The sequence below is a fragment of the Bacillus sp. JJ1562 genome, assembly GCF_036962705.1.
In the GTDB taxonomy this organism is placed as follows: domain Bacteria; phylum Bacillota; class Bacilli; order Bacillales; family Bacillaceae_L; genus Ferdinandcohnia.
The window spans coordinates 116,035-140,201 of record NZ_JBALOQ010000019.1 but is presented as its reverse complement, the minus strand read 5'-3'; the positions used below and the strand labels follow the sequence as shown (position 1 = coordinate 140,201).

26 protein-coding genes are annotated in these 24,167 nt (G+C 37.3%); 23 read left to right on the top strand and 3 right to left on the bottom strand.

The annotated features are described in order from the left end of the window. Window positions 1–187: 187 nt before the first annotated feature. From V7097_RS13425 to V7097_RS13380, 10 genes are all read left to right on the top strand, one after another. Window positions 188–748: a DUF421 domain-containing protein gene (locus V7097_RS13425; RefSeq protein ID WP_335704126.1), complete on the top strand. Its 561-nt coding sequence runs from the start codon at window positions 188–190 to the stop codon at window positions 746–748. Between the two features lie 509 nt (window positions 749–1,257). Then, window positions 1,258–2,094 carry a sugar phosphate isomerase/epimerase family protein gene (locus tag V7097_RS13420; RefSeq protein ID WP_335704125.1) on the top strand — a complete coding sequence of 279 codons (837 nt, stop codon included), beginning with the start codon at window positions 1,258–1,260 and terminating at the stop codon, window positions 2,092–2,094. A 133-nt stretch (window positions 2,095–2,227) separates the two neighbouring features. Beyond that, on the top strand, window positions 2,228–3,235 hold the full coding sequence (locus tag V7097_RS13415; protein ID WP_335704124.1) for a tripartite tricarboxylate transporter substrate binding protein: 1,008 nt from the start codon (window positions 2,228–2,230) through the stop codon (window positions 3,233–3,235). 63 nt (window positions 3,236–3,298) lie between these two features. Next, window positions 3,299–3,817, top strand: coding sequence for a tripartite tricarboxylate transporter TctB family protein (locus tag V7097_RS13410; RefSeq protein ID WP_335704123.1), 519 nt, complete (start codon window positions 3,299–3,301; stop codon window positions 3,815–3,817). Between the two features lie 103 nt (window positions 3,818–3,920). Then, window positions 3,921–5,441, top strand: a complete 1,521-nt coding sequence (locus tag V7097_RS13405) for a tripartite tricarboxylate transporter permease (RefSeq protein ID WP_335704122.1) — start codon at window positions 3,921–3,923, stop codon at window positions 5,439–5,441. A gap of 18 nt (window positions 5,442–5,459) precedes the next feature. Beyond that, window positions 5,460–6,353, top strand: coding sequence for an AEC family transporter (locus tag V7097_RS13400; protein WP_335704121.1), 894 nt, complete (start codon window positions 5,460–5,462; stop codon window positions 6,351–6,353). A gap of 31 nt (window positions 6,354–6,384) precedes the next feature. Continuing rightward, on the top strand, window positions 6,385–7,383 hold the full coding sequence (locus tag V7097_RS13395; protein ID WP_335704120.1) for a PdxA family dehydrogenase: 999 nt from the start codon (window positions 6,385–6,387) through the stop codon (window positions 7,381–7,383). 196 nt (window positions 7,384–7,579) lie between these two features. Next, complete coding sequence (locus V7097_RS13390; RefSeq protein WP_335704119.1) at window positions 7,580–8,596, top strand: dihydroxyacetone kinase subunit DhaK; 1,017 nt, start codon at window positions 7,580–7,582, stop codon at window positions 8,594–8,596. Further along, window positions 8,596–9,258 (top strand): dihydroxyacetone kinase subunit DhaL, encoded by a 663-nt coding sequence (dhaL, locus tag V7097_RS13385; protein ID WP_335704118.1) that lies wholly within the window; start codon window positions 8,596–8,598, stop codon window positions 9,256–9,258. The genes V7097_RS13390 and dhaL overlap by 1 nt, the downstream gene beginning before the upstream one ends. Continuing rightward, window positions 9,251–10,039 (top strand): triose-phosphate isomerase, encoded by a 789-nt coding sequence (locus V7097_RS13380; RefSeq protein WP_335704117.1) that lies wholly within the window; start codon window positions 9,251–9,253, stop codon window positions 10,037–10,039. The genes dhaL and V7097_RS13380 overlap by 8 nt, the downstream gene beginning before the upstream one ends. A gap of 36 nt (window positions 10,040–10,075) precedes the next feature. Here the strand turns inward: V7097_RS13380 and V7097_RS13375 are convergent, their stop codons facing one another. Then, the gene (locus tag V7097_RS13375) at window positions 10,076–10,846 is read right to left on the bottom strand and encodes a DeoR/GlpR family DNA-binding transcription regulator (RefSeq protein WP_335704116.1); all 771 of its coding nucleotides are present in this window, start codon (window positions 10,844–10,846) and stop codon (window positions 10,076–10,078) included. 268 nt (window positions 10,847–11,114) lie between these two features. Here V7097_RS13375 and V7097_RS13370 point away from each other — a divergent pair, with 268 nt between their 5' ends. The 9 genes from V7097_RS13370 (at window position 11,115) to V7097_RS13330 (ending at window position 19,935) form a co-directional block, all read left to right on the top strand. Then, on the top strand, window positions 11,115–11,597 hold the full coding sequence (locus tag V7097_RS13370) for an RpiB/LacA/LacB family sugar-phosphate isomerase (RefSeq protein WP_335704115.1): 483 nt from the start codon (window positions 11,115–11,117) through the stop codon (window positions 11,595–11,597). Window positions 11,598–11,635: 38 nt separating this feature from the next. Then, window positions 11,636–12,607, top strand: coding sequence for a class II fructose-bisphosphatase (glpX, locus tag V7097_RS13365; protein ID WP_335704169.1), 972 nt, complete (start codon window positions 11,636–11,638; stop codon window positions 12,605–12,607). A gap of 43 nt (window positions 12,608–12,650) precedes the next feature. Then, the gene (gene tkt / locus V7097_RS13360; protein ID WP_335704114.1) at window positions 12,651–14,663 is read left to right on the top strand and encodes a transketolase; all 2,013 of its coding nucleotides are present in this window, start codon (window positions 12,651–12,653) and stop codon (window positions 14,661–14,663) included. Between the two features lie 195 nt (window positions 14,664–14,858). Beyond that, a complete protein-coding gene (locus tag V7097_RS13355) occupies window positions 14,859–15,689 on the top strand; it encodes an amino acid ABC transporter substrate-binding protein (protein ID WP_335704113.1) in 831 nt (276 codons plus the stop codon). A 25-nt stretch (window positions 15,690–15,714) separates the two neighbouring features. Next, window positions 15,715–16,377 carry an amino acid ABC transporter permease gene (locus V7097_RS13350; RefSeq protein WP_335704168.1) on the top strand — a complete coding sequence of 221 codons (663 nt, stop codon included), beginning with the start codon at window positions 15,715–15,717 and terminating at the stop codon, window positions 16,375–16,377. Between the two features lie 12 nt (window positions 16,378–16,389). Further along, entirely contained in the window at window positions 16,390–17,139 is a 750-nt protein-coding gene (locus tag V7097_RS13345; RefSeq protein ID WP_335704112.1) for an amino acid ABC transporter ATP-binding protein, read from the top strand. A gap of 78 nt (window positions 17,140–17,217) precedes the next feature. Beyond that, window positions 17,218–17,814: an NADPH-dependent FMN reductase gene (locus V7097_RS13340; RefSeq protein ID WP_335704111.1), complete on the top strand. Its 597-nt coding sequence runs from the start codon at window positions 17,218–17,220 to the stop codon at window positions 17,812–17,814. A gap of 247 nt (window positions 17,815–18,061) precedes the next feature. Further along, the gene (locus tag V7097_RS13335) at window positions 18,062–18,358 is read left to right on the top strand and encodes a HesB/YadR/YfhF family protein (protein ID WP_335704110.1); all 297 of its coding nucleotides are present in this window, start codon (window positions 18,062–18,064) and stop codon (window positions 18,356–18,358) included. A gap of 350 nt (window positions 18,359–18,708) precedes the next feature. Next, window positions 18,709–19,935: a DUF438 domain-containing protein gene (locus tag V7097_RS13330; RefSeq protein ID WP_335704109.1), complete on the top strand. Its 1,227-nt coding sequence runs from the start codon at window positions 18,709–18,711 to the stop codon at window positions 19,933–19,935. 41 nt (window positions 19,936–19,976) lie between these two features. Here the strand turns inward: V7097_RS13330 and V7097_RS13325 are convergent, their stop codons facing one another. Next, a complete protein-coding gene (locus tag V7097_RS13325; RefSeq protein ID WP_335704108.1) occupies window positions 19,977–20,528 on the bottom strand; it encodes a hypothetical protein in 552 nt (183 codons plus the stop codon). 88 nt (window positions 20,529–20,616) lie between these two features. Between V7097_RS13325 and V7097_RS13320 the strand changes: the two genes are divergently transcribed. Continuing rightward, window positions 20,617–21,207 carry a TetR/AcrR family transcriptional regulator gene (locus V7097_RS13320; RefSeq protein WP_335704107.1) on the top strand — a complete coding sequence of 197 codons (591 nt, stop codon included), beginning with the start codon at window positions 20,617–20,619 and terminating at the stop codon, window positions 21,205–21,207. Between the two features lie 135 nt (window positions 21,208–21,342). Here the strand turns inward: V7097_RS13320 and V7097_RS13315 are convergent, their stop codons facing one another. Further along, entirely contained in the window at window positions 21,343–21,546 is a 204-nt protein-coding gene (locus tag V7097_RS13315) for a hypothetical protein (RefSeq protein WP_335704106.1), read from the bottom strand. A 157-nt stretch (window positions 21,547–21,703) separates the two neighbouring features. Here V7097_RS13315 and V7097_RS13310 point away from each other — a divergent pair, with 157 nt between their 5' ends. From V7097_RS13310 to V7097_RS13300, 3 genes are all read left to right on the top strand, one after another. Continuing rightward, on the top strand, window positions 21,704–21,829 hold the full coding sequence (locus V7097_RS13310) for a hypothetical protein (protein ID WP_335704105.1): 126 nt from the start codon (window positions 21,704–21,706) through the stop codon (window positions 21,827–21,829). Between the two features lie 147 nt (window positions 21,830–21,976). Continuing rightward, window positions 21,977–22,681, top strand: coding sequence for a response regulator transcription factor (locus tag V7097_RS13305; protein WP_335704104.1), 705 nt, complete (start codon window positions 21,977–21,979; stop codon window positions 22,679–22,681). Next, complete coding sequence (locus V7097_RS13300; RefSeq protein WP_335704103.1) at window positions 22,678–24,036, top strand: ATP-binding protein; 1,359 nt, start codon at window positions 22,678–22,680, stop codon at window positions 24,034–24,036. The genes V7097_RS13305 and V7097_RS13300 overlap by 4 nt, the downstream gene beginning before the upstream one ends. Window positions 24,037–24,167: the final 131 nt, after the last annotated feature.

The following is a 24,167-nucleotide window of genomic DNA, read 5'->3' as shown; positions in this document are numbered from 1 at the left end:
AATAAACTTCCCATCATAAATTTTGCATGATTGGAGACTCTAACAGTGTCAATATCCTAATTTTAACAATTGTCTACTTGAACATTGGGGGTTACTGAATGGATATATATTTATCCCGTATTAACGGGCAGTAAAACCCCCATCTCAAAACTGATCAAAAAACGTAAAGTTAAAAATGAGGGATGAAATGAGTTATATCTGGGAATCGGTAGCAATATTATTTATTGGTTTTTGCTTATTTCGGATTGCAGGTAAAAAAACTGTGTCACAAATGACAGGAATAGAGACTATAACAATATTGGCAATTGCATCAACAACTGGTCACGCTATTTCAGAACATAATTTAATAAAAACAATATTTGCCTTATGTTCCCTTGTAGCACTTCTTTTACTTATTCAGTTTTTAACAATTAAATTTAGTGGTATGGAAAGGTTATTTATAGGGAAGCCAACACAGGTTATCCAGAATGGAATAATTAGAGCAGACAATCTAAAAAAGTTACGCATGACTGTTGAACAGTTAGAAGCAAGATTACGAGAAAACGGAATCTCTTCAATTACAGATGTTGAAACTGCTTCGATTGAGATTACTGGGGAACTTGGGTATGAGTTAATGAAAACTGCTAAGCCGGTAACACTCGGAGAATTAGAGCAAATGTTGAACCAACTACAATTGAATATGCTTGAACAGCTTACTATTAATGAACACAGTCATTATAAGAATTCCGTTCAGAATGACAAAGAATAGAAAGAATAGCTTTTGAAATACAAAATGAAAATAGGAAAAAGACTAAGCCGCGCTCTTTTGGGTATTTGTGTGGAGTTGGTTAAGAATAGGGACTCGAAAGTAGTACTAGCAAATTCCTATATAACCGTAAGTAGATTATAGAAGATTATTGGACAAAAAATTAATAATTTCTAATAAAAAATTCCGTATAACTAGTGCTTGTTACGGAATTTTTTTCATTTCGCAAAAAAACAAAATATGATCAATTACCTCATAAAGAACATTTTGTTTACGAAAACGTGGTGAAATGCTAACCAATACTATTAAATTACTATTAAATTTACTTTCATTTACATCCAACGTATTATTGATATCCTATGAATACTATTGTTTTATTTTTGTTTGTTGTTATTTATTATTGACAATGTGAAAATAAATGATAAAATTAAGAAAAATACTACTTGGAAACGTTTGCAGTTACACTATTACCAACTTTCAGATATTACTAGTATATAAGGAGGGGATTTGGGGTGTCAATAAAGTTTGGATGCCATGGATCAACATGGGAGCTTGATTATGATAAAGAGTGTGACTATCTGGATGAAATCATGGATACCGTAAAAGAAGCTGGATTTCAAGGGATTGATGTGCAGGTTGCACTTTTAGGAAAATATAAAAATCAACCAGAACGACTAAAAGAAGAGCTAGCAAAGCGAGAAATAGAATTAGCGGCATTAACTGTTCCGTTTACGTGGGCAGGAGAGAATGAATCTGTAGAGGAAAAAGCACATGCCGATTACTACATAAATTATTTAACACATTTTCCAGGAGCTGTTATGAATGTTCCTGCAAGGGTTGGTCCCAATAGAGATCATTTATTAAAGAGACAAAAGGAAATTATCAATTGTGTAAACACACTTGGTGAACGTGCAAATGAAAGTGGCGTAATTGCTTCTTTCCATCCTGCATCTCCAAAAACCTCGTATTTTAGAACAAAAGAAGATTATGCTGTCATGTTCGACCTATTAGATAGAAGATACTTGAGTTATACACCTGACGCTGGTCATATTAAAGCGGGTGGAATGAATCCGGTAGAAATTATTAGAGATAATCTTTCTATTATAAAACATGTGCATATAAAAGATTGCTCGAACACATTTAAGTGGCGAAAAATGGGTACAGGTGATATCGATTTCCCTGCAATTACGGAAATTCTATTCAACTCAAACTATAAAGGATGGATCATGGTTGAGGAAGAAACGGTAGAAGCAGCTACAGATCCACATAATGTCATATTAGATGTAGGGAAATATGTACAAGCCCAATTGGAACCGATTACGAGAGGGATAAAAACGAGTGCAAAATAAGTTTTTTTATAAATAAAACTATGAATCTATTTTATTCTAATTGAGGGGGTGAAAGCTTCTAAAAATACCGGTTACTTGTATTTGAAGCGAAGGCCTTGTGAAAGTTTATATGAAAAAATGGGGGACATTGAAAATGAAGAGAAAATTTAATTTTATTGGGATCTTATTAATAGGTCTTACAATGCTTTTAGCTGCATGTAGCGGTGGTGGATCAAAAGAATCTGGTGGTTCATCTGATGATGGAGATGGTAAAAAGGCTAGTGGATATCCAGAAAGAAATATTGAAGTTCTTGTCGGACACGGTGCTGGCGGAGGTACCGATATGTTCACAAGGGCTGTTACAAAAGAATTAGAAGAAATCTTGGGTGTTAACATTAACGTTGTCAACCAAGAAGGTGGAGCTGGGGTTGTTGCCGCACAAAATGCGTTTAATGCACCTTCTGACGGTTATACATTGATTGGAGATGCTGCATTTTCTATTACAACGGCAGCTGGTACAAATACACATGGTCTAGATGATTTTACACCGATTGCTCGTTTTCAAGCTGATACTTATGCATTGTGGGTAAAGAAAGATAAATATAAATCTGTTGAAGACTTTTTGAAAGCTGCTGAAGAAAAACCAGGAAAGATCACGGTTGGCGGTACTGGTTCTTTAGGTATGGACGAAATGACTGTATTTATGTTTGGTGAAGCAGCTAAAGTGGATTTGAACTTTGTTCCGATGGAAGGATCAGGTGAGATGCATGCTGGAGTACTAGGTGGTCACTTAGAAGCAATGGTTGATGAATTTGGTCCAACCAAGTCACTAGCTGATGACGGGTCCATTATTCCTCTAGTAGTGTTTGCTGAAGAAAGATTAGAAGCTTTCCCAGATGTTCCAACAACCGTTGAATTAGGTTGGGATTTAACTGATGGAAATGAACGCGGTTTTTATATTAAAGCAGATACTGATCCAGAAATCATTAAAATTTTAGAAGAAGCAATGAAAAAAGCATATGAAACGGAAAGCTATCAAAAATATGAGGAAGATAACTATTTACATTTAAGAGAAGGCTGGTTAAATTCTGCTGACTTCACTAAGAGAACAGAAGAATTAATCGAAAAATACAAAGTAATTATGGATGAGTTACAACAATGATTTTAATCGGTAGGAGGGGGACTCCTCCTACTGAATTTTCTTGATTATAGGGAGGGAGACATTGTGACCGCTTCTAAAAAGGATTATCTATTTTATAGCATCGTAATTGCATTTGCTGGATTCTTTCTAATGTCAACTACACAAATTCATTCTGCAAATAAAACAACTATTTTAGGTCCTAAGGCTTGGCCTTCCATTATATTAATCTTAATGTTGGTTTTAGCGATTATGGGAATTATTAAAACATTTATTACATCTAAAAAAGCAGCTGCTGCGCAATTAGAAAAGTCAAAAGAAACAGAGGAACCCGAAAAAAGAATTTTTAATATACCAATGAGCATAATATCGATTTTATCAATCATTCTTTATTCGGTAGGTTTATACGTTTTTGGCTTTATCATATCATCAATCTTATTTTTATATCTCTTAACTCAAGTTCTGGGTGCAAAGAAACAACTCGTAATAATACTGGTATCAGTCATCCTTACAGTATTCTTTGTTTGGTTATTTTCCATTGTTCTCAAGGTACCTTTGCCGCGTGGAATAGGCATATTTAGAGAATTTAGTCTTCTATTTTACTAAAGGCTACTATTTTTAGTTTTATAGATTATATCATTTTATATAAAACAAGGTGTTTAAAAGCTTTCTAACATCTGGATGAAACAGTCAAGTCAGGGGGGAGAATATGTTAGAGTACTTATGGTTAGGGTTATTAAATGTTGTTACTGACCCAATGAATATATTAATGTTATTGCTTGCAATTGTGATCGGCTATATAGGTGGGGCTATTCCTGGAATCAGTGGAACGATGCTAGTTGTTATCCTGTTACCTGTCACGTATTCGTTTGAGCCGGCTGCTGCATTCATATTACTTACTGGTATTTATTCGATTTGTAGCTTATCTGGTGCCTTCGGTGCGATATTGCTTCGGACACCGGGTACACCGGAAGCAATATTTACAACCTATGATGGTTACCCCATGGCGCAACAGGGATATGCCGGACGAGCGTTAGGGATTACGATTTTAACATCCGTTATTGGTGGATTGGTTGGAGTATTTTTCTTAATCACCTTAACTCCATTTCTTGCGGAAGTTGCCCTGTCCTTTTCATCACCTGAGTATTTTGCTTTGGCCTTCATGGGACTTACAGTTGTAGCCTCCTTAAGCGGAAAAGATGTTTTAAAAGGCTTAATTGGGGTCCTATTTGGATTAATGATTGCTACGATTGGTATGGATGCTCTGACAGGTACTTTACGATATACATTTGATACGCCTGTGTTAACATCTGGTATTCACCTAATTCCAGTTATAACCGGTCTTTTTGCAATATCTGAATTTATTAAGAAAAGCACTGAATCTCATACCTTAGAAAAAGCTATGAAGGTAGTTAAGACGAAAATTTTTGAAAAGGAAATCTTTAAAAAAATTAGCGGTACTATAGTTGGTTCTTCCGTAATTGGGATAATTATTGGTATCCTTCCAGGCGTAGGTGCAACTACTGCATCAATGTTAAGTTATAGTGAAACGGTTAGATGGTCAAAAGATGAGGAAAAAGAAACGTTTGGAAAAGGTAATCCAAAAGGAATAGCTGCATCAGAAACAGCGAATAATGTTGCAGCAATGGGAAGTTTAGTTCCACTCCTTGCGCTAGGAATTCCTGGTGGTGCTACAACAGCAATACTGATCGGAGCATTCATACTACACGGAATGCAACCAGGACCAATGTTATTTAAAACAGACCCAGTTTTAATGTATACCATTTTTGCAGGATTATTAATTTCAAACATCCTAATGTTATTTGTTTCAACACCATTTATTAAGCTATTCGAGAAAATAGTAAAAATTCCATATTCCATTTTAGGTCCATTAATTGTAGTACTATGTGCGATCGGAACGTATACAGTTAGAAACAGCTTCTTTGACATCATTGTTATGGTGATCTTTGGAGTAATTGGATATTTACTAGAAAGATTTAAATTCCCATTAGCAACGATTATTTTAGGTGTTGTATTAGGCCCGATTGCAGAAAGCCAATTCAGACGTTCAGTTCAAATGTCTGATGGTGATTTTACAATATTCCTTACAAGACCAATTAGTGTGACACTAATTGTTGTTTCAATTCTTATGCTGTTCTTCCCACTTGTGAGTGATTACATTAAAAAACGGAAGAAAACTAACAACACTAATATCAATCCAACAGCGTAAAAATGGGTTAATTAAAAAATGAGTATAATTGTTGGGGCCATATTACCAGTATTTACAGTGTTTTTTATTGGCTTTATTCTACAAAAAGTGAAAGGCTTGGATGTCAAAGCATTGTCCACAGTTACGGTTTATGTTTTAATTCCATGCCTTGTCTTTCGGTCCCTACTAGAAACGAAGATAGAGCAACAGTACCTGATGATGGTAATCATTGTACTATTGCTAATGATTATTACAATTACTATTGATAAGGTAGTTGTGCGGTTTCGAAAATTAGATGCCGATACAGAAAGTGCTTTTATCCTTTCTACGGTCTTTATGAATGCAGGGAACTATGGTACGCCAATCGTGTTATTTGTATTTGGAGAAGAGGCCTTTCATATTGCGATCTCCTTTTACGTGATCCAGCTCATTTTATTTAATACGGTTGGAATTTATTACGCATCAAGAAGTAAAGAAAATTTCGTTAAAGGCCTGAAAAATATCTTTAAGTTACCTGCTATATATGCTGTCTTTTTTGCCTTTTTATTTAGGCAATTCCCGATGTTACCAGAAAATATTTATTCTATTATAAATTTATTAGCTAATGGTGCAATCCCGATTATTATGCTTCTATTGGGAATGCAGCTAGCAAACTTAAAAATGGAAGTCTTGGACTGGAGACAAATATCCTTTGTCACAACAATGAGGTTAATTATTTCACCATTGGTTGCAGTGGCTATTACATTGTTATTACCAGTAGAACCTATCTATCGGAATGTCATTATTACTCTAGCAGCAATGCCAACCGCGGTAAACGTAACATTGTATTCATTGGAATTTAATATTCAACCAAAATTTGTTTCAGTCGCAACTATATTTAACACATTCCTAAGTATTATCACTGTTACTATTTTATTAAATATTTTAAGCTAAAAGAATTTACATATCTAAAGGGGGAGTTAGCATGAGTAAACCAACTATTGGATTATTATATGGAGATGCTGCAGGTGTTGGGCCTGAGGTAGTCGCAAAATCATTTGCAAACAAAGAAATTTTAGAATCGGCTACTTGGATTTTAATTGGTGACGAGCGAATTTTTAATCGTGGCGCGAGCACAGCTGGGCTAGAGTTAAATTATCAAAAAGTCGAAAACATTGATGATGTCCAACCAGAGGTTGCATCAGTTTGGCTAATCGATACAAAAAATACAGATCCTGCTGACATCGAAATGGGTGTACTTAATGAGAGGTCGGGTAAGGCAGCTGGTGACAATCTAGTATTTGCATTAGAGCTTGCAAAACAAGAAAAGTTAGACGGTCTTTCCTATGGACCAATGAACAAAAGTGCTCTGTATCAAGGAGGATATACATATAAAGATGATATCCATTTAGTAGCTTCTGTTTTTGGTCTTGAGTCAGGCTTCATGGAAGTAAACGTAATGGATGGCGTTTGGTTTACTCGTGTTACATCTCATATTCCTTTAAAGGAAGTTGCAGAAAATATCACGAAAGAAAATGTTCTAAACAGTATTCTTTTTGCAGATAAAATCGTTTCAAAAGCAGGAATTGAACCGAAAATTGCTGTTGCTGGCTTAAATCCACATGCTGGTGATAATGGGCTATTAGGAGATGAAGAAAATGAAATCATCTCTCCTGCAGTTGAAGAAGCGAAAAGTCAAGGCGTAGATGCGCATGGACCATTCTCAGCAGACACCATCTTCCTTCGTTTGAAAAAGGAAAACTTTAACTGCTTACTGGGTATGTACCATGACCAAGCGCAAATTGGAATGAAAACAATGGGCTTTAATAAAGGTGTAACTATTAGTGGTGGTTTGCCAATCGTGATCACAACACCTGCACATGGTACAGCATTTGATATTGCAGGCAAAGGTATCGTAGATCCAAGTGCATTTGAAGAAGCCCTAAAACTCGGCATTAAACTAATTAACAACGGATACAAATAATATATAGGGAGGAGTACCTAATTCAGCCAATAACTTGGCTCCGAGGTACTCCTTTTCTACTAATCTATTTTTGAATGAATTTCAATTTGTAAATTGACAGTGCTTAAATAAAAGATTAAAATAATAAATGAAAGCAAACAAAAATAATTAAAATAGTTTTATTTTTTAATATATTACTTATCAGGGGGGACAGCAAGTGAAAAAGATAATCAACAATCCTAGTCATGTTGTACAAGAAGCACTCGAAGGTTATATGTATGCATTTAAAGACTCGTTAACGAAAGTGGAAAATGTAAACGGAATCATTCGTAAAGATATGAAGGACAAGGTTGCGATCGTAACAGGTGGAGGTAGTGGACACGAACCCCTTTTCCTCGGTTTCGTCGGGGAGGGTCTTGCTGATGGGGTAGCAATTGGAAATGTATTTGCAGCACCGACACCAAATACTGTTCAAGACGTTGCGAAAGCAGTTGATCAAGGTAAAGGTGTCTTATTTGTATATGGAAATTACGCTGGTGACGTACTTAACTTTGATATGGCAGCAGAACTATTAGACTTCGAAGATATACAAACTAGAACTGTTTTAGTAGCTGATGACGTTGCATCAGCCCCAGAAGAACGAAAAGCTGACCGCAGAGGAATTGCTGGAGATGTGTTTGTAATAAAAATTGCAGGAGCTGCTTCCGAAAAAGGCTGGAATTTAGAAGAAGTAACACGTGTAACGCAAAAGGCAGCAGACCAAACATTCTCCATCGGTGTAGCAACATCACCAGGATCTATTCCTGGGGAAACAGAGCCTCCATTTGTTTTAGGAGATGATGAAATTGAACTTGGAATGGGAATTCATGGTGAACAAGGAATAAGACGTACCAAACTAATGCCTGCAGATCAGTTAACCGATGAATTACTTGAGACATTATTAGCAGAAAGTAAGATTCAAGCTGGGGATGAAGCGGCTGTTTATGTAAACGGTTTAGGCTCTACTACATTATTAGAATTATTGATTGTAAATCGAAGAGTTGCTCAAATATTAGAGGAAAAAGGCATCACTATTTATGATATGGATGTAAATAGCTACTGTACAACTCAAGAGATGGGTGGCTTCTCTATTACATTCTTGAAATTAGATGATGAATTAAAAGAGTTATATAATGCTCCTGCACATTCACCATATTACAACAAAGCTGAAAAAGTTAAAGGAGGAGTGAAATAATGGCGACACAAACACTAAACACCCTTAATCCAAACCAAGTGAAGGAAATGTTTTTATATGTAGGTGAAAAGGTAGTAGAAAGCAAGCCTTTATTAACAAAGATTGATAGCGCTATCGGTGACGGTGACCATGGAATCGGAATGTCAGTTGGGTTTACAAAAGCTGATGAAAATTTAAGAGCTACTGAATTTTCAACAGTAAATGACGTGTTTAAAACGATTGGTATGTCGATGATTTCCTCAATGGGGGGAGCATCAGGCGTTATATTCGGGACAATGTTTGTTGGCGGAATCAAAGGGCTAGAGCCTAAAGAAAAACTTGATCTGGCTTCATTAGCAGAGATTTATGAAAAGGCACTAGAAGCAATCAAACAACGGGGTAAGGCGGAACTTGGAGATAAAACGATGATTGATGCATTTCAGCCTGCGGTTGAAGCTTTAAAAGCAAGTGCAGCATCAAATGATAGCTTTGTAGATGGGCTTTGTAAAGCAGAAACTGCTGCGGTTGAAGGGGTTGAAGCGACAAAGGATTATATTGCGAAATTTGGTCGTGCAAAGTCTTTAGGCGAAAGAGCAATTGGTCATCAGGATGCAGGTGCTACAACCGTTTCAATCATCTTCAAATCAATGAAGGAATGGGTAGAAGGCGGGGGAAATGAGTAAAATTTGGGTCGGCACTAATTGGAAAATGACGAAAACGATTGCTGAAGGAATTACCTATACAAAGGAACTTAAGCAACTTGCAAGAGAGCTAACTACCAATATTGAGTTGTTTATCATTCCTTCCCACACAGCATTGGTTGATATTAAAGAGGAAGTCGCTGGCTCTAGAATAAAGCTTGGGGCACAAAATATGCACTGGGAAGATACCGGAGCGTATACTGGTGAAATCTCTCCAAAAATGTTGGATGAGATTGGTCTTGACTTAGTTGAGCTTGGCCATTCAGAGCGAAGACAATACTATAATGAAAATGATATAGATATTAATAAAAAGGTGTTCGCTGCGTTGAAATATGGGATGAAGCCTTTAGTTTGTATTGGTGAAAATATAGAGCAAAAGAATAACTCAATTTCACGAGAGGTACTTTCTTCACAGTTAAAGATATGTCTAAAAGGACTCTCAGAAGAACAGGCAAAGCAGGTTCTTATAGCCTATGAGCCAGTTTGGGCAATCGGTGAAAATGGAATTCCAGCGGATTCCGAATATGTCGGGGAAATTCATTCATTCTTACGTGAGACATTAATTGACATGTTTCCAGATATCGGCCGTGATATTCCAATATTGTTTGGCGGAAGTGTCAACCTCGAAAATTTCCTAAAATACATAGATCACAAGGATGTTAATGGCCTGTTTGTAGGAAGAACTGCGTGGAATATGGAGACATTTACAATCCTACTTCACGAGCTTGAAAAACATTTATATAATTTTAATCAGCAGAAATAAGAAAAGGATACTCTGATTGAGTATCCTTTCTGCGTTCTATAAAACTTTAATGTTTTGTTTTGTTAATTCTTTTAGGAGGCTGGTATCCAAATCCTTTTCACAAATAATCGTATCAATCTGGTCGAAGGTTGCAAAGGTGGCAATTGAGCTTGTGCCAATCTTTGAATGGTCTAATAATGCTACAATCTTATCCGCCTTACTCGCCATAACCTTCTTTAATTCTACCTCATAAACATTAAAATCGGTTAACCCTTCCTCAATTGAAAAACCTCTAGCAGATGTAAACATGGTATCAATATTGATTTTATTTAAAACATTCGTTCCTAGCAAACCTTCCAGCGCCATTGACCCCATTCTCGCCATTCCACCAACTAAGATAACATTTACTCCAGGATTCTCCTTCAATTCAATCGCTGCAGAAATCCCATTTGTTACAACCGTTATATTTAAAGTAGACTGTCTTATTAATCTAGCTAAAGCAAGGGCTGTCGTACTAGCATCTAGCAAGATACAGTCTTTTTGGTTGATCAAATTTATTGCTTTTTGGGCAATAATGTTTTTAGAATCAGGATTCTTCTTTTCACGCTCAGAAAAGCTTACCTTCTCAGATGTTAAATCTTCATTTAAAACTGCTCCACCATGAGTTCGGGTCAACAAACCTTCTTCTTCCAAGACATTTAGATCGGTTCTTAACGTCGCTTCGGAAACGTTTACATCTCTTGCTAAATCCTTAACTGTTACTCGTTTTTTTTCCTCGAGTATATTTAATATTAATTGTCTTCTTTCAGTAGCGAATAATTTATTCATGATTACCCCTCATTTGAATCGAAATAAAAATAAAAAATAATTAAAATAAAAATTATTAAGGTTTCCTAAGTATTAATCACTAATTAAAGTTTAATCCTAATTTATATAGAAGGCAAGGGTTTATTTGATTAATACAGGATATTTTATTTACCACAAAAACAAAAGTAAACGAAAATAAATGTTGATAAAAGAAAATAATTAATATAGAATAATAGTATAGTAATAATGAATAATAACTTCGTGTGAATAAACGAAAGGGGATTCGAAAATGAAAATTGGTATTGGGTGCGATAACAATGCTTTCGATTTAAAAGAAATCGTAAAAAGCTTTGTTGAAGAACTTGGTCATGAGGTTGAGGACTATGGTTGCTTTTCAAAGGATGCGGTTGATTATCCTGATGTAGCATTTAAGGTAGCAGCAGGTGTCAGTAATGGCGAGGTAGCACGAGGAATTTTACTTTGTGGTACTGGAATTGGAATGTGTATTGCTGCTAATAAATATCCGGGAATTCGTGCTGCACTAACTCATGATGTTTATTCTGCTGAAAGAGCTCAATTAAGTAATGATGCACAAATTATAACGATTGGCTCTCAAATTCTTGGACCAGAAGCTACGAAAAAGGTTGTTGCGGCTTATTTGAATTCCCATTGGGCAGGTGGCTCGCAGGCGAAAGTCGATAAAATCGTTGAAAAAGAAAAAGAATTTTTTACTGAAATTAGTAAAGAAATCTCTTCAAATTCTTGTAGCTAATTTTTGAGCGACATGCATTTGATAAGGAGTGATCTCCAATTAATCAATTAATCTATGATTTTTTACGTGTAACAGAATCTGCTGCTATTGCTTCACTACCTTGGGTTGGAAGTGGAAACAAAATAGAAGCCGATCGTGCCGCAACGAATTCAATGAGAACAATGTTGAGTCAAGTCGAGATGGATGGCACCATTGTTATTGGTGAAGGTGAAATTGACGAGGCGCCAATGCTATATATTGGTGAGAAGGTTGGAACAGGTAAGGGAAAACAAATCGATATAGCGGTAGACCCGATAGATGGGACAACGTCTACATCGAAAGGCCAAAATGATGCGATTGCTGTTATTGCTGCAGCTCCACAGGGTACTTTACTGCATGCACCAGATATGTACATGGAAAAAATCGCTACTGGACCAAAGGCTGCAGGGAAAATTGATATTAATGCACCTCTTGAAGAAAATTTGTATGCGGTTGCAATGGCTTGTGGAAAAGAAATCCATGAGCTCACTGTGATGATTCAAGATCGAGAGAGGCATCAAAATTGGATAGATATTGTTCGTGGTTTAGGTGCCAAAACGTATTTATTTCAAGATGGTGATGTTATTCCAGCGATTTCTACTTGTATTGAATCATTGTACGCTGATTTGTTTATTGGAATTGGAGGCGCTCCTGAAGGCGTTTTAGCGGCTGTCGGAATAAAAAGCCTAGGCGGAGAAATTCAGGCTAGACTTCTTCCCAGAACAGCTGAAGAGATTGAGAGATGTAGAAATATGGGAATTGAAGATATTGATAAAGTTTTAACACATGATCAATTAGTAGCGACCAATGATTGCGTCTTTGTTGCAACAGGTATCACGAGTAATATGCTACTAAATGGAATTAAACGTGAACAAAACAAGTTCATTACACACTCGATAATGATTAATGGAAATGATCAAAATTTACGTTGTACTGAAACGGTACACACGATAAGTGAGGAAGAGATCTTCTTCACTAAGAAGGGCAATTGATGGGATTCAATTGCTCTTTTCATTCATAAAAGGAGGAGACAAAATGGTAAATGCAGTATCACTAGACCAATTATCCATAAATGCAATTCGTACATTATCCATAGATATGATTGAAAAAGCAAACTCTGGGCATCCAGGTCTACCAATGGGTGCAGCACCAATGGCGTATGTACTTTGGACAGATTTTTTAAAGCATAACCCTAGAAATTCAAAATGGTTTGATCGTGACCGTTTTATATTATCAGTAGGTCATGGTTCTGCTCTTTTATATAGTCTTCTACATCTTTCTGGCTATAAACTATCCATTGATGATCTGAAAAATTTCCGTCAATTTGGTTCAAAAACCCCAGGACATCCAGAGGTTCATCATACGGATGGTGTTGAGGCAACGACTGGACCACTTGGACAAGGGATTGCTATGTCTGTCGGAATGGCGATGGCAGAACGTTTTTTAGCAACAAAATATAATAAAGAAAACCTTTCTATTATTGATCATTATACATATGCGCTTGTTGGCGATGGCGACTTAATGGAGGGAATCTCCCATGAAGCTGCATCATTAGCGGGTCATTTAAAACTCGGTAAGTTAGTCGTTTTATATGATTCAAATGATATTTCTTTAGATGGGGATCTAGACCGTTCCTTCTCTGACAATACAGTAGAGCGATTCAAAGCCTATGGCTGGCAGGTTTTGGGAGTTGAAGATGGAAATGACTTAGAGGCCATTCGCAATGCAATTCAAGAAGCGAGAGAAAATACGAGCCAACCAACTTTGATTGAGATCAAAACAGTAATTGGTTATGGTTCACCAAATAAAGCTGGTTCATCTGATGCACATGGTGCACCACTAGGTAAGCAAGAGATTGAGTTGGTAAAAAATGCTTATAATTGGGATTTTGAGGATTTCGAAGTTCCAACAGAAGTGTATAACGATTTTAAGGAGAAGGTTGTGGAGCCTGGTAAGGCTGCAGAAGATAAATGGAATAAACTATTTGCAGCCTATAAAAGTGAAAATACTGAAGTTGCAGTCGAGTTAGAAGCAGCAATCAATGGTGAACTGCCTGAAGGCTGGGAGCAAAGTCTTCCTGAATTTACACCAGGAATCGATACTCTAGCAACCCGTGCATCCTCAGGAAAAGTACTAAATGGAATTGCAAAAGCAGTACCATATTTTATCGGAGGAAGTGCAGACTTAGCTGGTTCTAACAAAACAACCATTACTAGCGAAGAGGATTTCTCACCAAATAACTTTGCAGGACGAAATATTTGGTTTGGTGTCCGTGAATTTGCAATGGGTGCAGCGTTAAATGGAATGGCGCTACATGGTGGGGTTAAAGTCTACGGAGGAACCTTTTTCGTATTCAGCGACTATTTAAAACCTGCTATTCGATTATCTGCTCTAATGAATACACCTGTCACATATGTATTTACACATGATTCCATTGCTGTTGGAGAAGATGGCCCGACACACGAACCAGTAGAACAGCTTGCAGGTTTACGTTCGATTCCAAATCTTTCCGTCATTCGACCTGCTGATGGTAATGAGGTACAAGCTGCATGGCGTCTAGCTGTTGAAAGTAAAGATCAGCCAACAGCCCTCGTATTAACAAGACAAGACCTACCAACACTGGAAGGTACTAATGAACATGCTTATGATGGTGTAAAAGCTGGTGCATATGTGGTTAGCAAAGGTGAACAGGAAGTACCTGATGCGTTACTTCTTGTAACTGGTTCTGAGGTACAGCTTGCTATTCGTGCCCAATCAGCATTAAAAGTAAAAGGCATTGACGTTAATGTGATCAGCATGCCTTCATGGGATCGCTTTGAAAAACAAGATGAAGCATATAGAGCAAGTGTATTACCTGAAAATGTGAAGGCAAGGGTTGCAATTGAAATGGCGTCATCAATGGGATGGCATAAATATGTAGGGGATAAAGGTATAGTAATTTCAGTTGACACATTTGGTGCATCGGGTAATGGAGATACACTTATCGAAGAGTATGGTTTTACAGTTGAAAATGTAGTTAAACAAGTCGAGAAACTTGTGCAAACATAAATGAGATTGGAGTCAGCAATAACGGAAATCGAATTATACGGTAGAAATATAAAACAATAAATAAAAGACGTTTATAGGGGCTGTCCGATGTGACGGCTCTTTTTTATGACATTAACCCAGTGAATGAGAATAGGTGAACTTGTAAAATCTACTACTAAGATGAAACACAAATTTATTTTACTGGGGGTATTTAGAATGAGGAAATTATTTTTTCTTTTTTCATTTATATGTGCACTTGCGTTTGTCCTTGTTGGATGCGGTGGCACTGATGAAGATAACAATGCAGGTAATGAAGGAAACAAAGATACTGAACAAACAGGCTCTTTATATGATGCAATCAAGGACAAGGGTGTTTTAACTGTAGGAACAGAAGGTACGTATGCACCTTATACCTTCCACAATGAGGAGGATAAATTAACAGGCTATGACGTGGAAGTGATAAGAGAAGTTGCTAAACGGATGGATCTTGAGGTTGAATTTATGGAAACTCAATGGGACTCGATGTTTGCTGGTCTCAATTCAAAGCGTTTTGATTTAATTGCAAACCAAGTGGGGATTAATGAGGATCGTCTAGCCAATTATGATTTCTCAGAACCGTATACATTTTCTTCAGCTGTCCTTGTTGTACCAAAGGATAATAGTGATATTAAGTCATTTGGGGACCTAAAAGGAAGAAAAGCTGCGCAATCCTTGACGAGTAATTACGGCGCGATCGCCCAAGAAAATGGCGCTGAAATAGTAGGTGTAGAAGGGCTTGCACAGTCGATTGCATTGATCAAGCAAGGACGTGCCGAAGCTACCGTTAACGATAAGCTCGCAGTGCTAGATTATATCAAATCACAGGGCGATGAGAGTATCAAAATTGCAACCGAGTCAGATGACGTTTCAGAGATGGCCTTTACTTTTAATAAAGGGAATGAAGATTTGGTCAAGGCTGTTAATGAACAATTGGCTGCAATGAGGGATGATGGAACTTTAGCAAAAATCTCTCAAGAATGGTTTGGTGAAGATGTTTCTACAAAATAGCCTACTTTTAACAATTACTGCAAATATGGAGGGATGGGAGTTATTTATGAATTCCCTTCCTTCCATGGTTTCAGGGGCAATTCAATATACGATTCCACTTACTCTTATTTCATTCATCGGCGGGCTTATCCTTGCGTTGCTCACAGCGATGATGCGATTATCAAAATCAAGACTCATTCAGGCTCCTGCTATTATCTATGTTTCAGCAATTCGTGGAACGCCATTGCTTGTGCAATTATTTATTATATTCTATGGATTACCCAATATCGGGGTGAATATTGACCCTTTCCCAAGTGCAGCGATTGCGTTCATTTTAAATGTTGGCGCGTATGCATCTGAAATCATTCGTGCAGCCATTTTATCGATTCCAAAGGGACAATGGGAAGCCGCCTTTACCATTGGTATGACAAGATGGACAGCGCTACGGCGGATCATACTTCCACAAGCAGCAAGGGTCTCCGTACCTCCGTTGTCCAATTCCTTTATCAGTCTTGTAAAAGATACATCCCTAGCTTCACTGGTATTGGTCGCTGAATTATTTCGTAAGGCACAGGAGATTGCAGCAAGGACGTACGATTTCCTTCTATTATATATAGAAGCTGCGTTAATCTATTGGGTAATCTGTTTTATTTTATCGCTTCTTCAAGCAGGGCTAGAACGGAGACTTAGCCGTTATGTGGCAAGGTAAAGAGGTGAGGGTATGTTTTTATCAGTCAAAAGCTTGGCGAAATCTTTTGGTGAAAATGAAGTGTTAAAAAATATCGATATCGATGTTGGAAAAGGGGAAGTCGTGTCTATTATTGGCCCTTCCGGTTCTGGAAAAACAACGATGCTCCGCTGTTTTAATGGACTGGAGCAACCGGATAAAGGGCTGTTTCAGTTCGAAGATGGGTTCTCGCTTAATTTTGCCGAAAAAATAAGGAAACAGGACATCATTCGGTTAAGTAGAAAATCAGGGATGGTTTTTCAATCCTATAACCTTTTTCCACATAAAACAGCTCTTCAAAATGTAATGGAGGGGCCAGTGATTGTTCAAAAACGAAATAAAACCGAAGCAAGAAATGAAGCAGTAGAATTATTAGAAAAGGTCGGCTTAAAAGAAAAAATGGATTTTTATCCTCACCAACTATCAGGTGGACAGCAGCAGCGGGTTGGGATTGCAAGAGCATTAGCACTGAAACCAGAATTACTCTTATTCGATGAACCTACCTCCGCGCTAGACCCTGAACTAATTGGAGAAGTTCTAAAAGTTATGAAGGACTTAGCCAATGAAAACTGGACGATGCTCATTGTGACCCATGAAATTCAATTTGCTAGCGAAGTATCTAACAAAGTCCTATTTATGGATGGTGGGTACATCGTCGAGCAAGGGAGTCCAGATGAAGTACTGAAAAATCCGAAGGAAGAGCGGACAAAACGATTTTTACAAAGAATTCTGAACCCCACATAATATGTATGTATAAAGTCTATCTGATATTGGGAAATTAATATTGTAATGCTTTTCTTAACTACATAGGTGGTGTTAAGTATGGGCTTTTTAGACAAATTGTTTGGCAAAAACACAGCAACGGAGGAAAAGAGAATGACGGAAGAAAAATTAAACATTGGGATTATTTTAGGAAGTACACGTGAAGGACGTGTAAGTCCACAGGTTGGCGAATGGGTAAAAGGGTATGGAGACAAGAAAGGGAATGCAAATTACGAAATCGTAGATATTAAAGATTACGATTTACCATTTCTAGGAACAGGAGATGCACCTGGAATCGCTAAATGGAATGAGAAATTAGCAAGTCTTGATGGATTTATATTTGTTGTAGCAGAATACAATCACAGTATAACAGGAGCATTAAAGAATGCGATGGATTTAGCACGTGAAGCTTGGTACAACAAATCAGCGGGAATCGTTAGTTATGGTTCAACTGGTGGTGCTCGTGCAGCGGAACATCTCCGTGGAATCTGTGGTGAATTAAACCTAGCTGATGTTCGCACCCATCCAACGCTATCACTATTCCTAGACTTTGAAAATGGCTCTAATTTTAAACCACAAAATATTCATGATGATAATATGAACATGCTGTTAGATCAAGTTGTATCTTGGGGTAAGGCATTGAAGACAGTTCGATAAAAGCAAGAAGAAGCAACGTTTAAAGAGGCGTTGCTTTTTTTATTTTGAAGAGAAGAACGTTTTATAAGCTAAAAAAACAGGTACACCAGTCTTACACCAGTCTTCATAATTACCTGCAATATTTTTGTTTGAGATAAAGTTCACAAATCAATTGGTTTCCCATATGTGAAAACTTTAGTAGTATTAAGTTAATAAAGTCCATAATTCTGCGTAAAATATCAGAAGGACGCTAGGGAGGTTTATACATATGGAAATGACAATAAGTGACGCAGCCATAAAATGGTTTAAAGAAGATATAAGTGTAAAAAAAGGAGATACCGTTCGATTCTATCCGATGTTTTACGGATCTAGCCCAGTACAAGAAAAGTATTCACTCGCCTTTTCAACACATGACGAACCTATTCAAATTCACACAAGTCAAAAGGTCGATGATATTGAGTTCTATGTAGAAGAGGATGACATTTGGTACTTCAACGGCCATAATCTCATAGTCGACTATAATCAAGACAAAGATGAATTGGAATATCAATACCCAAAACCTTAGGCCCACAATATGTGGGTCTTTATTAATTTTATTCAACACAAGTCCCCCAATTCAACAAGTGAATACATAAGGGGCGTATAATTCAATGGGTCAATCTCCGACTGAATAAAATTAATGGCTCCAGCGGATGCCACGATTTTTCAAAGGAAATTTTTCGAGCTGTAAGATCAAAGACTAAGTACGCCACTTCCTGTGGCAACGTCTTTATGACCCACTTCCTGTGGGCCAAAAATCGGGCGCAAATACGCCAAAGCGTATTTGATTTTTGAGATGTGATTCGCATCACGAAACTTTTCCTTAAACTATGCTATTTTCAAATATAACAGCATAGTTTGAAAGGAGAATTTTGTGTGAGTGAACTTATTAATAACAGAGAAAAAAATAAAATGAGTGATTTCGAGCGAGAAGTCATCATAAAACAAAGTTTTTTGGATTTACATAGTGGGAAATCAGTAGAAGAGATTAAATCCCATTTAGCAAATAAGGTTGGTTATATTACAATAGGAGAAATCTCCAGACTACAGCATGTATTGTTGGAAGAAGAGAACATCCCAGCAGGTGACGCAACAGAAATTTGTTTACAGCATCGGGAGATTTTTAAGGACTTAATAGAAGAAACCAGGGCTGCCCGTCCAGAAGAGCAACCAGGGCATCCCGTTCATACGTTTATGCTTGAAAATAGAGAACTAGAAAAGCTAGTAAACGATAGTATCAAGCCACACTTAGAGTTATTTGAACAAGATGATCATGAAGAAAACCGATTGAAGTTACTCGAAGACTGCAACCTCTTATTGGATATTGGCAAGCATTATGAAAGAAAAGAACAGCTTCTTTTTCCTTACTTAGAAAAGTACGGAATTTATGGACCAACCAATATGATGTGGAAAATCGATGATTTCATTCAGGATGCAATCAAAGATGCCAAAAAAATGCTAACAGATTACGATGGGGATAAACAGTCTGTCGTTGAGGTTATTCAATTTTTTATTGATCAAATAAATGAAATGATTTATCGAGAGGAAAATATTCTTTTCCCAATGTCCTTAAATAATTTAACCGAAGATGAGTGGATAAAAATAGCCCATGAGAGTGATGAAATCGGATTTTGCTTGATTTCACCTGATGATTGGAAACCTGCGCGAAATGTAATGGATGAAGAACAAATTGCAACTAAAGGGTTTATTAAGATGGAAACAGGTATCTTATCCTTAAAACAACTTGAATTGCTCTTAAATCATTTACCGGTTGATATTACGTTTATCGATAAGGATGACGTCGTCCGTTATTTCAGCAAAGGAAAAGAGCGTATTTTTGCAAGGACAAAAGCAGTTATTGGGAGAACGGTTCAAAACTGCCACCCTCCTAGAAGTGTTCATGTTGTTGAAGAATTACTTGAAGACTTCAAAGCAGGAAAAAAAGATACAGAAGATTTCTGGATCAAAGCAAAAGGTAAATACGTGTATATCCGATACTTTGCCATACGGGATGAGGATGGGGAATATATCGGAACGATGGAATTCTCACAAAACATAGCTCCAATCCAGGAAATTGAAGGAGAAAAACGAATATTATCATAGGGGAAACGAAAAATGCTGACATCAACGTGTCAGCATTTTTTCTAAAATGTTTTACTTTCTATCTTTTCCTTCTTTGGCCAAATTGTATAGCTAAAGCTAATTAAAAAATCAATGAAAAGAACCATCGACCAAACGTTGAATAAACCACTTAAACTTTCTGTTTTAGAAGAATCACCCACAAACCAGATCATTGCAAATAATAATATTCCCCCGATTGCCCAGGCAAGGGCATGCCGGAACCAACCACTTTGTTCATGCTTGGCACGAGCTGCACCGAATTTAGGAGCCTTTTGGGGTTTAGGCCCGCCTGCAAATCGATACGCAAATCTTTCATCTGCCCATTTTATCATACGATGTCCGGAAGCTATGGTTACTCCAAGGTAAATAGCCGCCAATCCATGAAAAATATTTGCTGTTGAGCCATTTTTTAAATCAATGACTGTCGCAATTATTAATACTAAGTCCACCAGTGGTGTACATAAGAGCAACAATCCACCAACCTTTTTATAGCGTAATATATAGCGAAAAAACAGACCTGTAATGACAAATATCCAAAAACCAATTTCACAAGCGACAATAAGCCAACCAATCATCAATCCATCTCCCTTTTTATTAATACAACTGTGCTAAAACTAATTTAACACAGTTGTATTAAATAAATCAATCGAGTATAATAAAAATATGCCAAAAATAGTTGATCATGATAAAAGAAGAGAAAAAGTAGCGGAAGCAACCTTAAGGGTTATTAAGCGTGAAGGCATGGAGCAAGCAACAGTGAGAAATATTGCAAAGGAGGCGAATATGTCAGTAGGTTCACTACGACATTATTTTTCATCACAATCAGAGCTCTATGTGTTTACAATGAACCTTGTATCTGACCGAGTCCATCAAAGGATAAACCAGATGAATTTCGGTGGTCCACCGCTAGAGGTTATGCTTAATCTGTTAAAAGAATTAGTACCATTAAATGAAGATACTAGACTAGAAATGGAGGTTTGGCTTGCTTTTACAACGAAATCACTTGTTGATTCCAGATTGCGGCCGTTAAGTGAAAAAGTGTATGAGGAACTAAGAGGTGGAATGGTTCATATTATTGAGAGACTCATTCACTTAGATCTTGCTAAAGCAGACCTAGATAAAGAACTTGAGATTGAAAGACTCTATGCCTTAATTGATGGATTAGCCATGCACAGCATCCTGCACCCAGATAAAATAACCTCAGAAAGAGTAGAGGCAGTGATTGAATATCATTTACAATTATTATGTAAGTAATAATGCTGACATTTGATGTCAGTTTTTTATGGAACTGGCTAAAGTCGATAGAATCGAATTAAAATCGATAGAACTGAAATAAAACCGATAGAATGAATATAAAATCGATAGATGCCAAACTACGCTTGTAAATAATCATCCACAAAAACAAAAAGAACCATCATTTCCATCTGTGAATGATTGGTTCTTATGTTTGGTGCGGTATAAGTGATCCTTTTTCGTTTTTGTCATTCTTGTTTGCATATCAGTTAATGCAAATAGGCTTCTTCCGTTTTCTGGATTTCGCTTTCCTTCACGAACAAGCTTCTCTCGCTGTTTCCGTGCGTTTGATTTAGCCATCTTCAATCACCTCTTCAAAATTTTTACATATTCAGTATACAAGGTTTACTCGCACAATTCTACATGAATTTTTTATTCCATATAGGCAAACTCCCAAACTTATAGCCAACCCATTGAATAGGATAAAAACGATAATTATATTGGGGAGGTGTCGGTTTTGACTGATAACAAAGAAAAGGAAAACCGTGAGGAACAGGAAGTTCAACGAAAGGATGCCTGGGATTTCTTTTGGGGAAGAAGAAGAAGACCAAGACCTGAAGAGGAAGAACTCGAAGAAGAATAAACTCTTAAGAAGTACCTGTCAACATAGGTGAAAATCCCTTTGTTGATTGGTACTTTTCTTTTTGTGTTGGACATACCTGTTTTGGGGTAAAATGGTGAATAGAGACCAATAAGTAGATACATAGAGAAATGGGGGTTGGGAACGGAGATGCAGAAACAACGTATTTTAATTGTGGAAGATGAAGAGAAGATTGCACGGGTATTGGAGCTTGAATTAACATATGAAGGCTATGAAACTGGAAAATCCTACGATGGGAACTCAGGCTTGGAAAAGTTCCAAGAGGAGACGTGGGATTTAGTTCTCCTAGATGTGATGCTTCCGGGCATTAGCGGAATTGAGGTTCTAAGGCGAATTCGGGCTATAAACGCGACAACACCGGTCATTCTTTTGACCGCAAAAGACTCGGTAGAAGACAAGGTATCAGGCCTAGACTTAGGAGCAAATGATTATGTGACAAAGCCCTTTCAAATTGAAGAATTGCTAGCGCGTATTCGAGTAGCACTTCGCAACAATAGCAAACAGGATACTTCAAAGCAAGAGCAAGTAGATGACTGGTTGAGCATAGGGGACCTAAAGCTGAATGAAAGTACCTATGAAGTGACACGAAATAACGATGCAATTGAATTGACACCTCGTGAATTTGATTTGCTCGCCTATTTAATGAAGCATCCACGCCAGGTGTTAAATAGGGAGCAACTATTAAATGCGGTATGGGGCTATGATTATTACGGAGACACAAACATAGTTGATGTGTATATTCGCTATTTACGAAATAAAATGGATAAGCCATATGACGTGCCTTTAATTCACACAGTACGTGGTGTTGGGTATGTAATGAAGGAATCGAAATGAAACTACGAAAAAAGATCAATTTATTCACGGCAGTTGTGTTTATCATTTTGCTAGTTCTAATCAATATTGCCTCCTATATTACATTTAGCCACACGATGTTTAACAGTGAATTGGATCGTACTGAAGCCGAAGCAGAACGTACCATGAACGGCATATCTAAAGTAGATGGTTCAGTTTCTGCTGGGGCATTACTTCGTACATATCTCCCCATTGACGGCATGCTGCAGGTAGTACGGCCGGATGGGAGTATAGAAGCACAGGCACTCGTTCCAGAGCAACAGGGCTTGGAGAATTTTCCAACAACCTATCATAAAACAAAACAAAGACAAATCATTGATTTTAATGGGGTTCCACATTCTTTTGTGTCATACCCAATTATTTGGCTGAATGGGGAGGTAGCGGAGCTACAGGTGATTGAAAACCTCTCGGCTACAGCAAGTAACTTAAAAACATTAAGTCTTGTTTTACTTGCAGTCACATTGATTGCAACCATTCCAGTTCTAGTATCAACAAGGCTACTAAGTAATGTCATTACTCATCCAATTACTACAATGATTCAGACGATGAGAGAAATTCGGAAGAGCGGACAATATAAACGAATTGAATTATCAAAGGAATCAAAAGACGAACTATATGAAATGGGTCAAACCTTCAATGAAATGATGGATTTATTAGAAGTGAACTATGAGAAGCAGGAGAATTTTGTCTCAAATGCGTCTCATGAGCTAAAAACACCATTAACTGTAATTGACTCATATGCAAGCCTTTTAAAACGGAGAGGGCAGGCAGATTCAAAGCTTTTTCATGAAGCGGTGGATGCCATTCAGTCTGAGGCCATCCATATGCGTGAATTAACCCAACAGCTTCTACTACTAGCAAAACATGATGAGCAGTGGAAGCTTCAAATCGAAACCATACCTCTTTTACAACTTGTTGACGAATCGGTGGGATCCTTCCGTGAGGCATATAAACGTGAAATTTCGATCATTGTGGAAGAAGAAATCGTTATAAAAACAGATAAACAAAAGCTCAAGCAGATTTTTTATATACTAATGGAAAATGCGCTGAAGTACAGTGAAAAACCTGTGATTATCGTACTCGGACGAGAAAGGAAAAGACCGAGCATTAAAATCATTGACCAAGGAGTAGGAATTCCGGCAGAGGATGTTGATAAGGTGTTTGACCGTTTTTACCGGGTGGATAAGGCAAGAACAAGGAAAACAGGAGGCTATGGATTAGGGCTCTCACTTGCAAAGGAATTGGCAGATGCAATTCATACGAAAATCGAATTTGATAGCATAGAAGGGGAAGGAACTACAGCCAATATTCTACTTCCCGATGAGGATTCTCATTAATTTCTCATAAAAAACAGGTATAGTAGAAACAAATGAATGTTCAAACAGGAGGGTGAAAAGGACCGAGGAGTACCAGGCGGTGAAGCTTTGAGTACCAGAGCGAGGCAACTGCTTGAGTTAACATCCTTGCA

Bases quoted from the DNA above. Each gene is read 5' to 3' on its own strand.
- V7097_RS13425 (WP_335704126.1), top strand. From the start codon at position 188: ATGAGTTATATCTGGGAATCGGTAGCAATATTATTTATTGGTTTTTGC.
- V7097_RS13415 (WP_335704124.1), top strand. From the start codon at position 2,228: ATGAAGAGAAAATTTAATTTTATTGGGATCTTATTAATAGGTCTTACA.
- V7097_RS13405 (WP_335704122.1), top strand. From the start codon at position 3,921: ATGTTAGAGTACTTATGGTTAGGGTTATTAAATGTTGTTACTGACCCA.
- V7097_RS13400 (WP_335704121.1), top strand. From the start codon at position 5,460: ATGAGTATAATTGTTGGGGCCATATTACCAGTATTTACAGTGTTTTTT.
- V7097_RS13395 (WP_335704120.1), top strand. From the start codon at position 6,385: ATGAGTAAACCAACTATTGGATTATTATATGGAGATGCTGCAGGTGTT.
- dhaL (WP_335704118.1), top strand. From the start codon at position 8,596: ATGGCGACACAAACACTAAACACCCTTAATCCAAACCAAGTGAAGGAA.
- V7097_RS13380 (WP_335704117.1), top strand. From the start codon at position 9,251: ATGAGTAAAATTTGGGTCGGCACTAATTGGAAAATGACGAAAACGATT.
- V7097_RS13375 (WP_335704116.1), bottom strand. From the start codon at position 10,846: ATGAATAAATTATTCGCTACTGAAAGAAGACAATTAATATTAAATATA.
- V7097_RS13370 (WP_335704115.1), top strand. From the start codon at position 11,115: ATGAAAATTGGTATTGGGTGCGATAACAATGCTTTCGATTTAAAAGAA.
- tkt (WP_335704114.1), top strand. From the start codon at position 12,651: ATGGTAAATGCAGTATCACTAGACCAATTATCCATAAATGCAATTCGT.
- V7097_RS13355 (WP_335704113.1), top strand. From the start codon at position 14,859: ATGAGGAAATTATTTTTTCTTTTTTCATTTATATGTGCACTTGCGTTT.
- V7097_RS13350 (WP_335704168.1), top strand. From the start codon at position 15,715: ATGGAGGGATGGGAGTTATTTATGAATTCCCTTCCTTCCATGGTTTCA.
- V7097_RS13345 (WP_335704112.1), top strand. From the start codon at position 16,390: ATGTTTTTATCAGTCAAAAGCTTGGCGAAATCTTTTGGTGAAAATGAA.
- V7097_RS13340 (WP_335704111.1), top strand. From the start codon at position 17,218: ATGGGCTTTTTAGACAAATTGTTTGGCAAAAACACAGCAACGGAGGAA.
- V7097_RS13335 (WP_335704110.1), top strand. From the start codon at position 18,062: ATGGAAATGACAATAAGTGACGCAGCCATAAAATGGTTTAAAGAAGAT.
- V7097_RS13325 (WP_335704108.1), bottom strand. From the start codon at position 20,528: ATGATTGGTTGGCTTATTGTCGCTTGTGAAATTGGTTTTTGGATATTT.
- V7097_RS13320 (WP_335704107.1), top strand. From the start codon at position 20,617: ATGCCAAAAATAGTTGATCATGATAAAAGAAGAGAAAAAGTAGCGGAA.
- V7097_RS13315 (WP_335704106.1), bottom strand. From the start codon at position 21,546: ATGGCTAAATCAAACGCACGGAAACAGCGAGAGAAGCTTGTTCGTGAA.
- V7097_RS13305 (WP_335704104.1), top strand. From the start codon at position 21,977: ATGCAGAAACAACGTATTTTAATTGTGGAAGATGAAGAGAAGATTGCA.
- V7097_RS13300 (WP_335704103.1), top strand. From the start codon at position 22,678: ATGAAACTACGAAAAAAGATCAATTTATTCACGGCAGTTGTGTTTATC.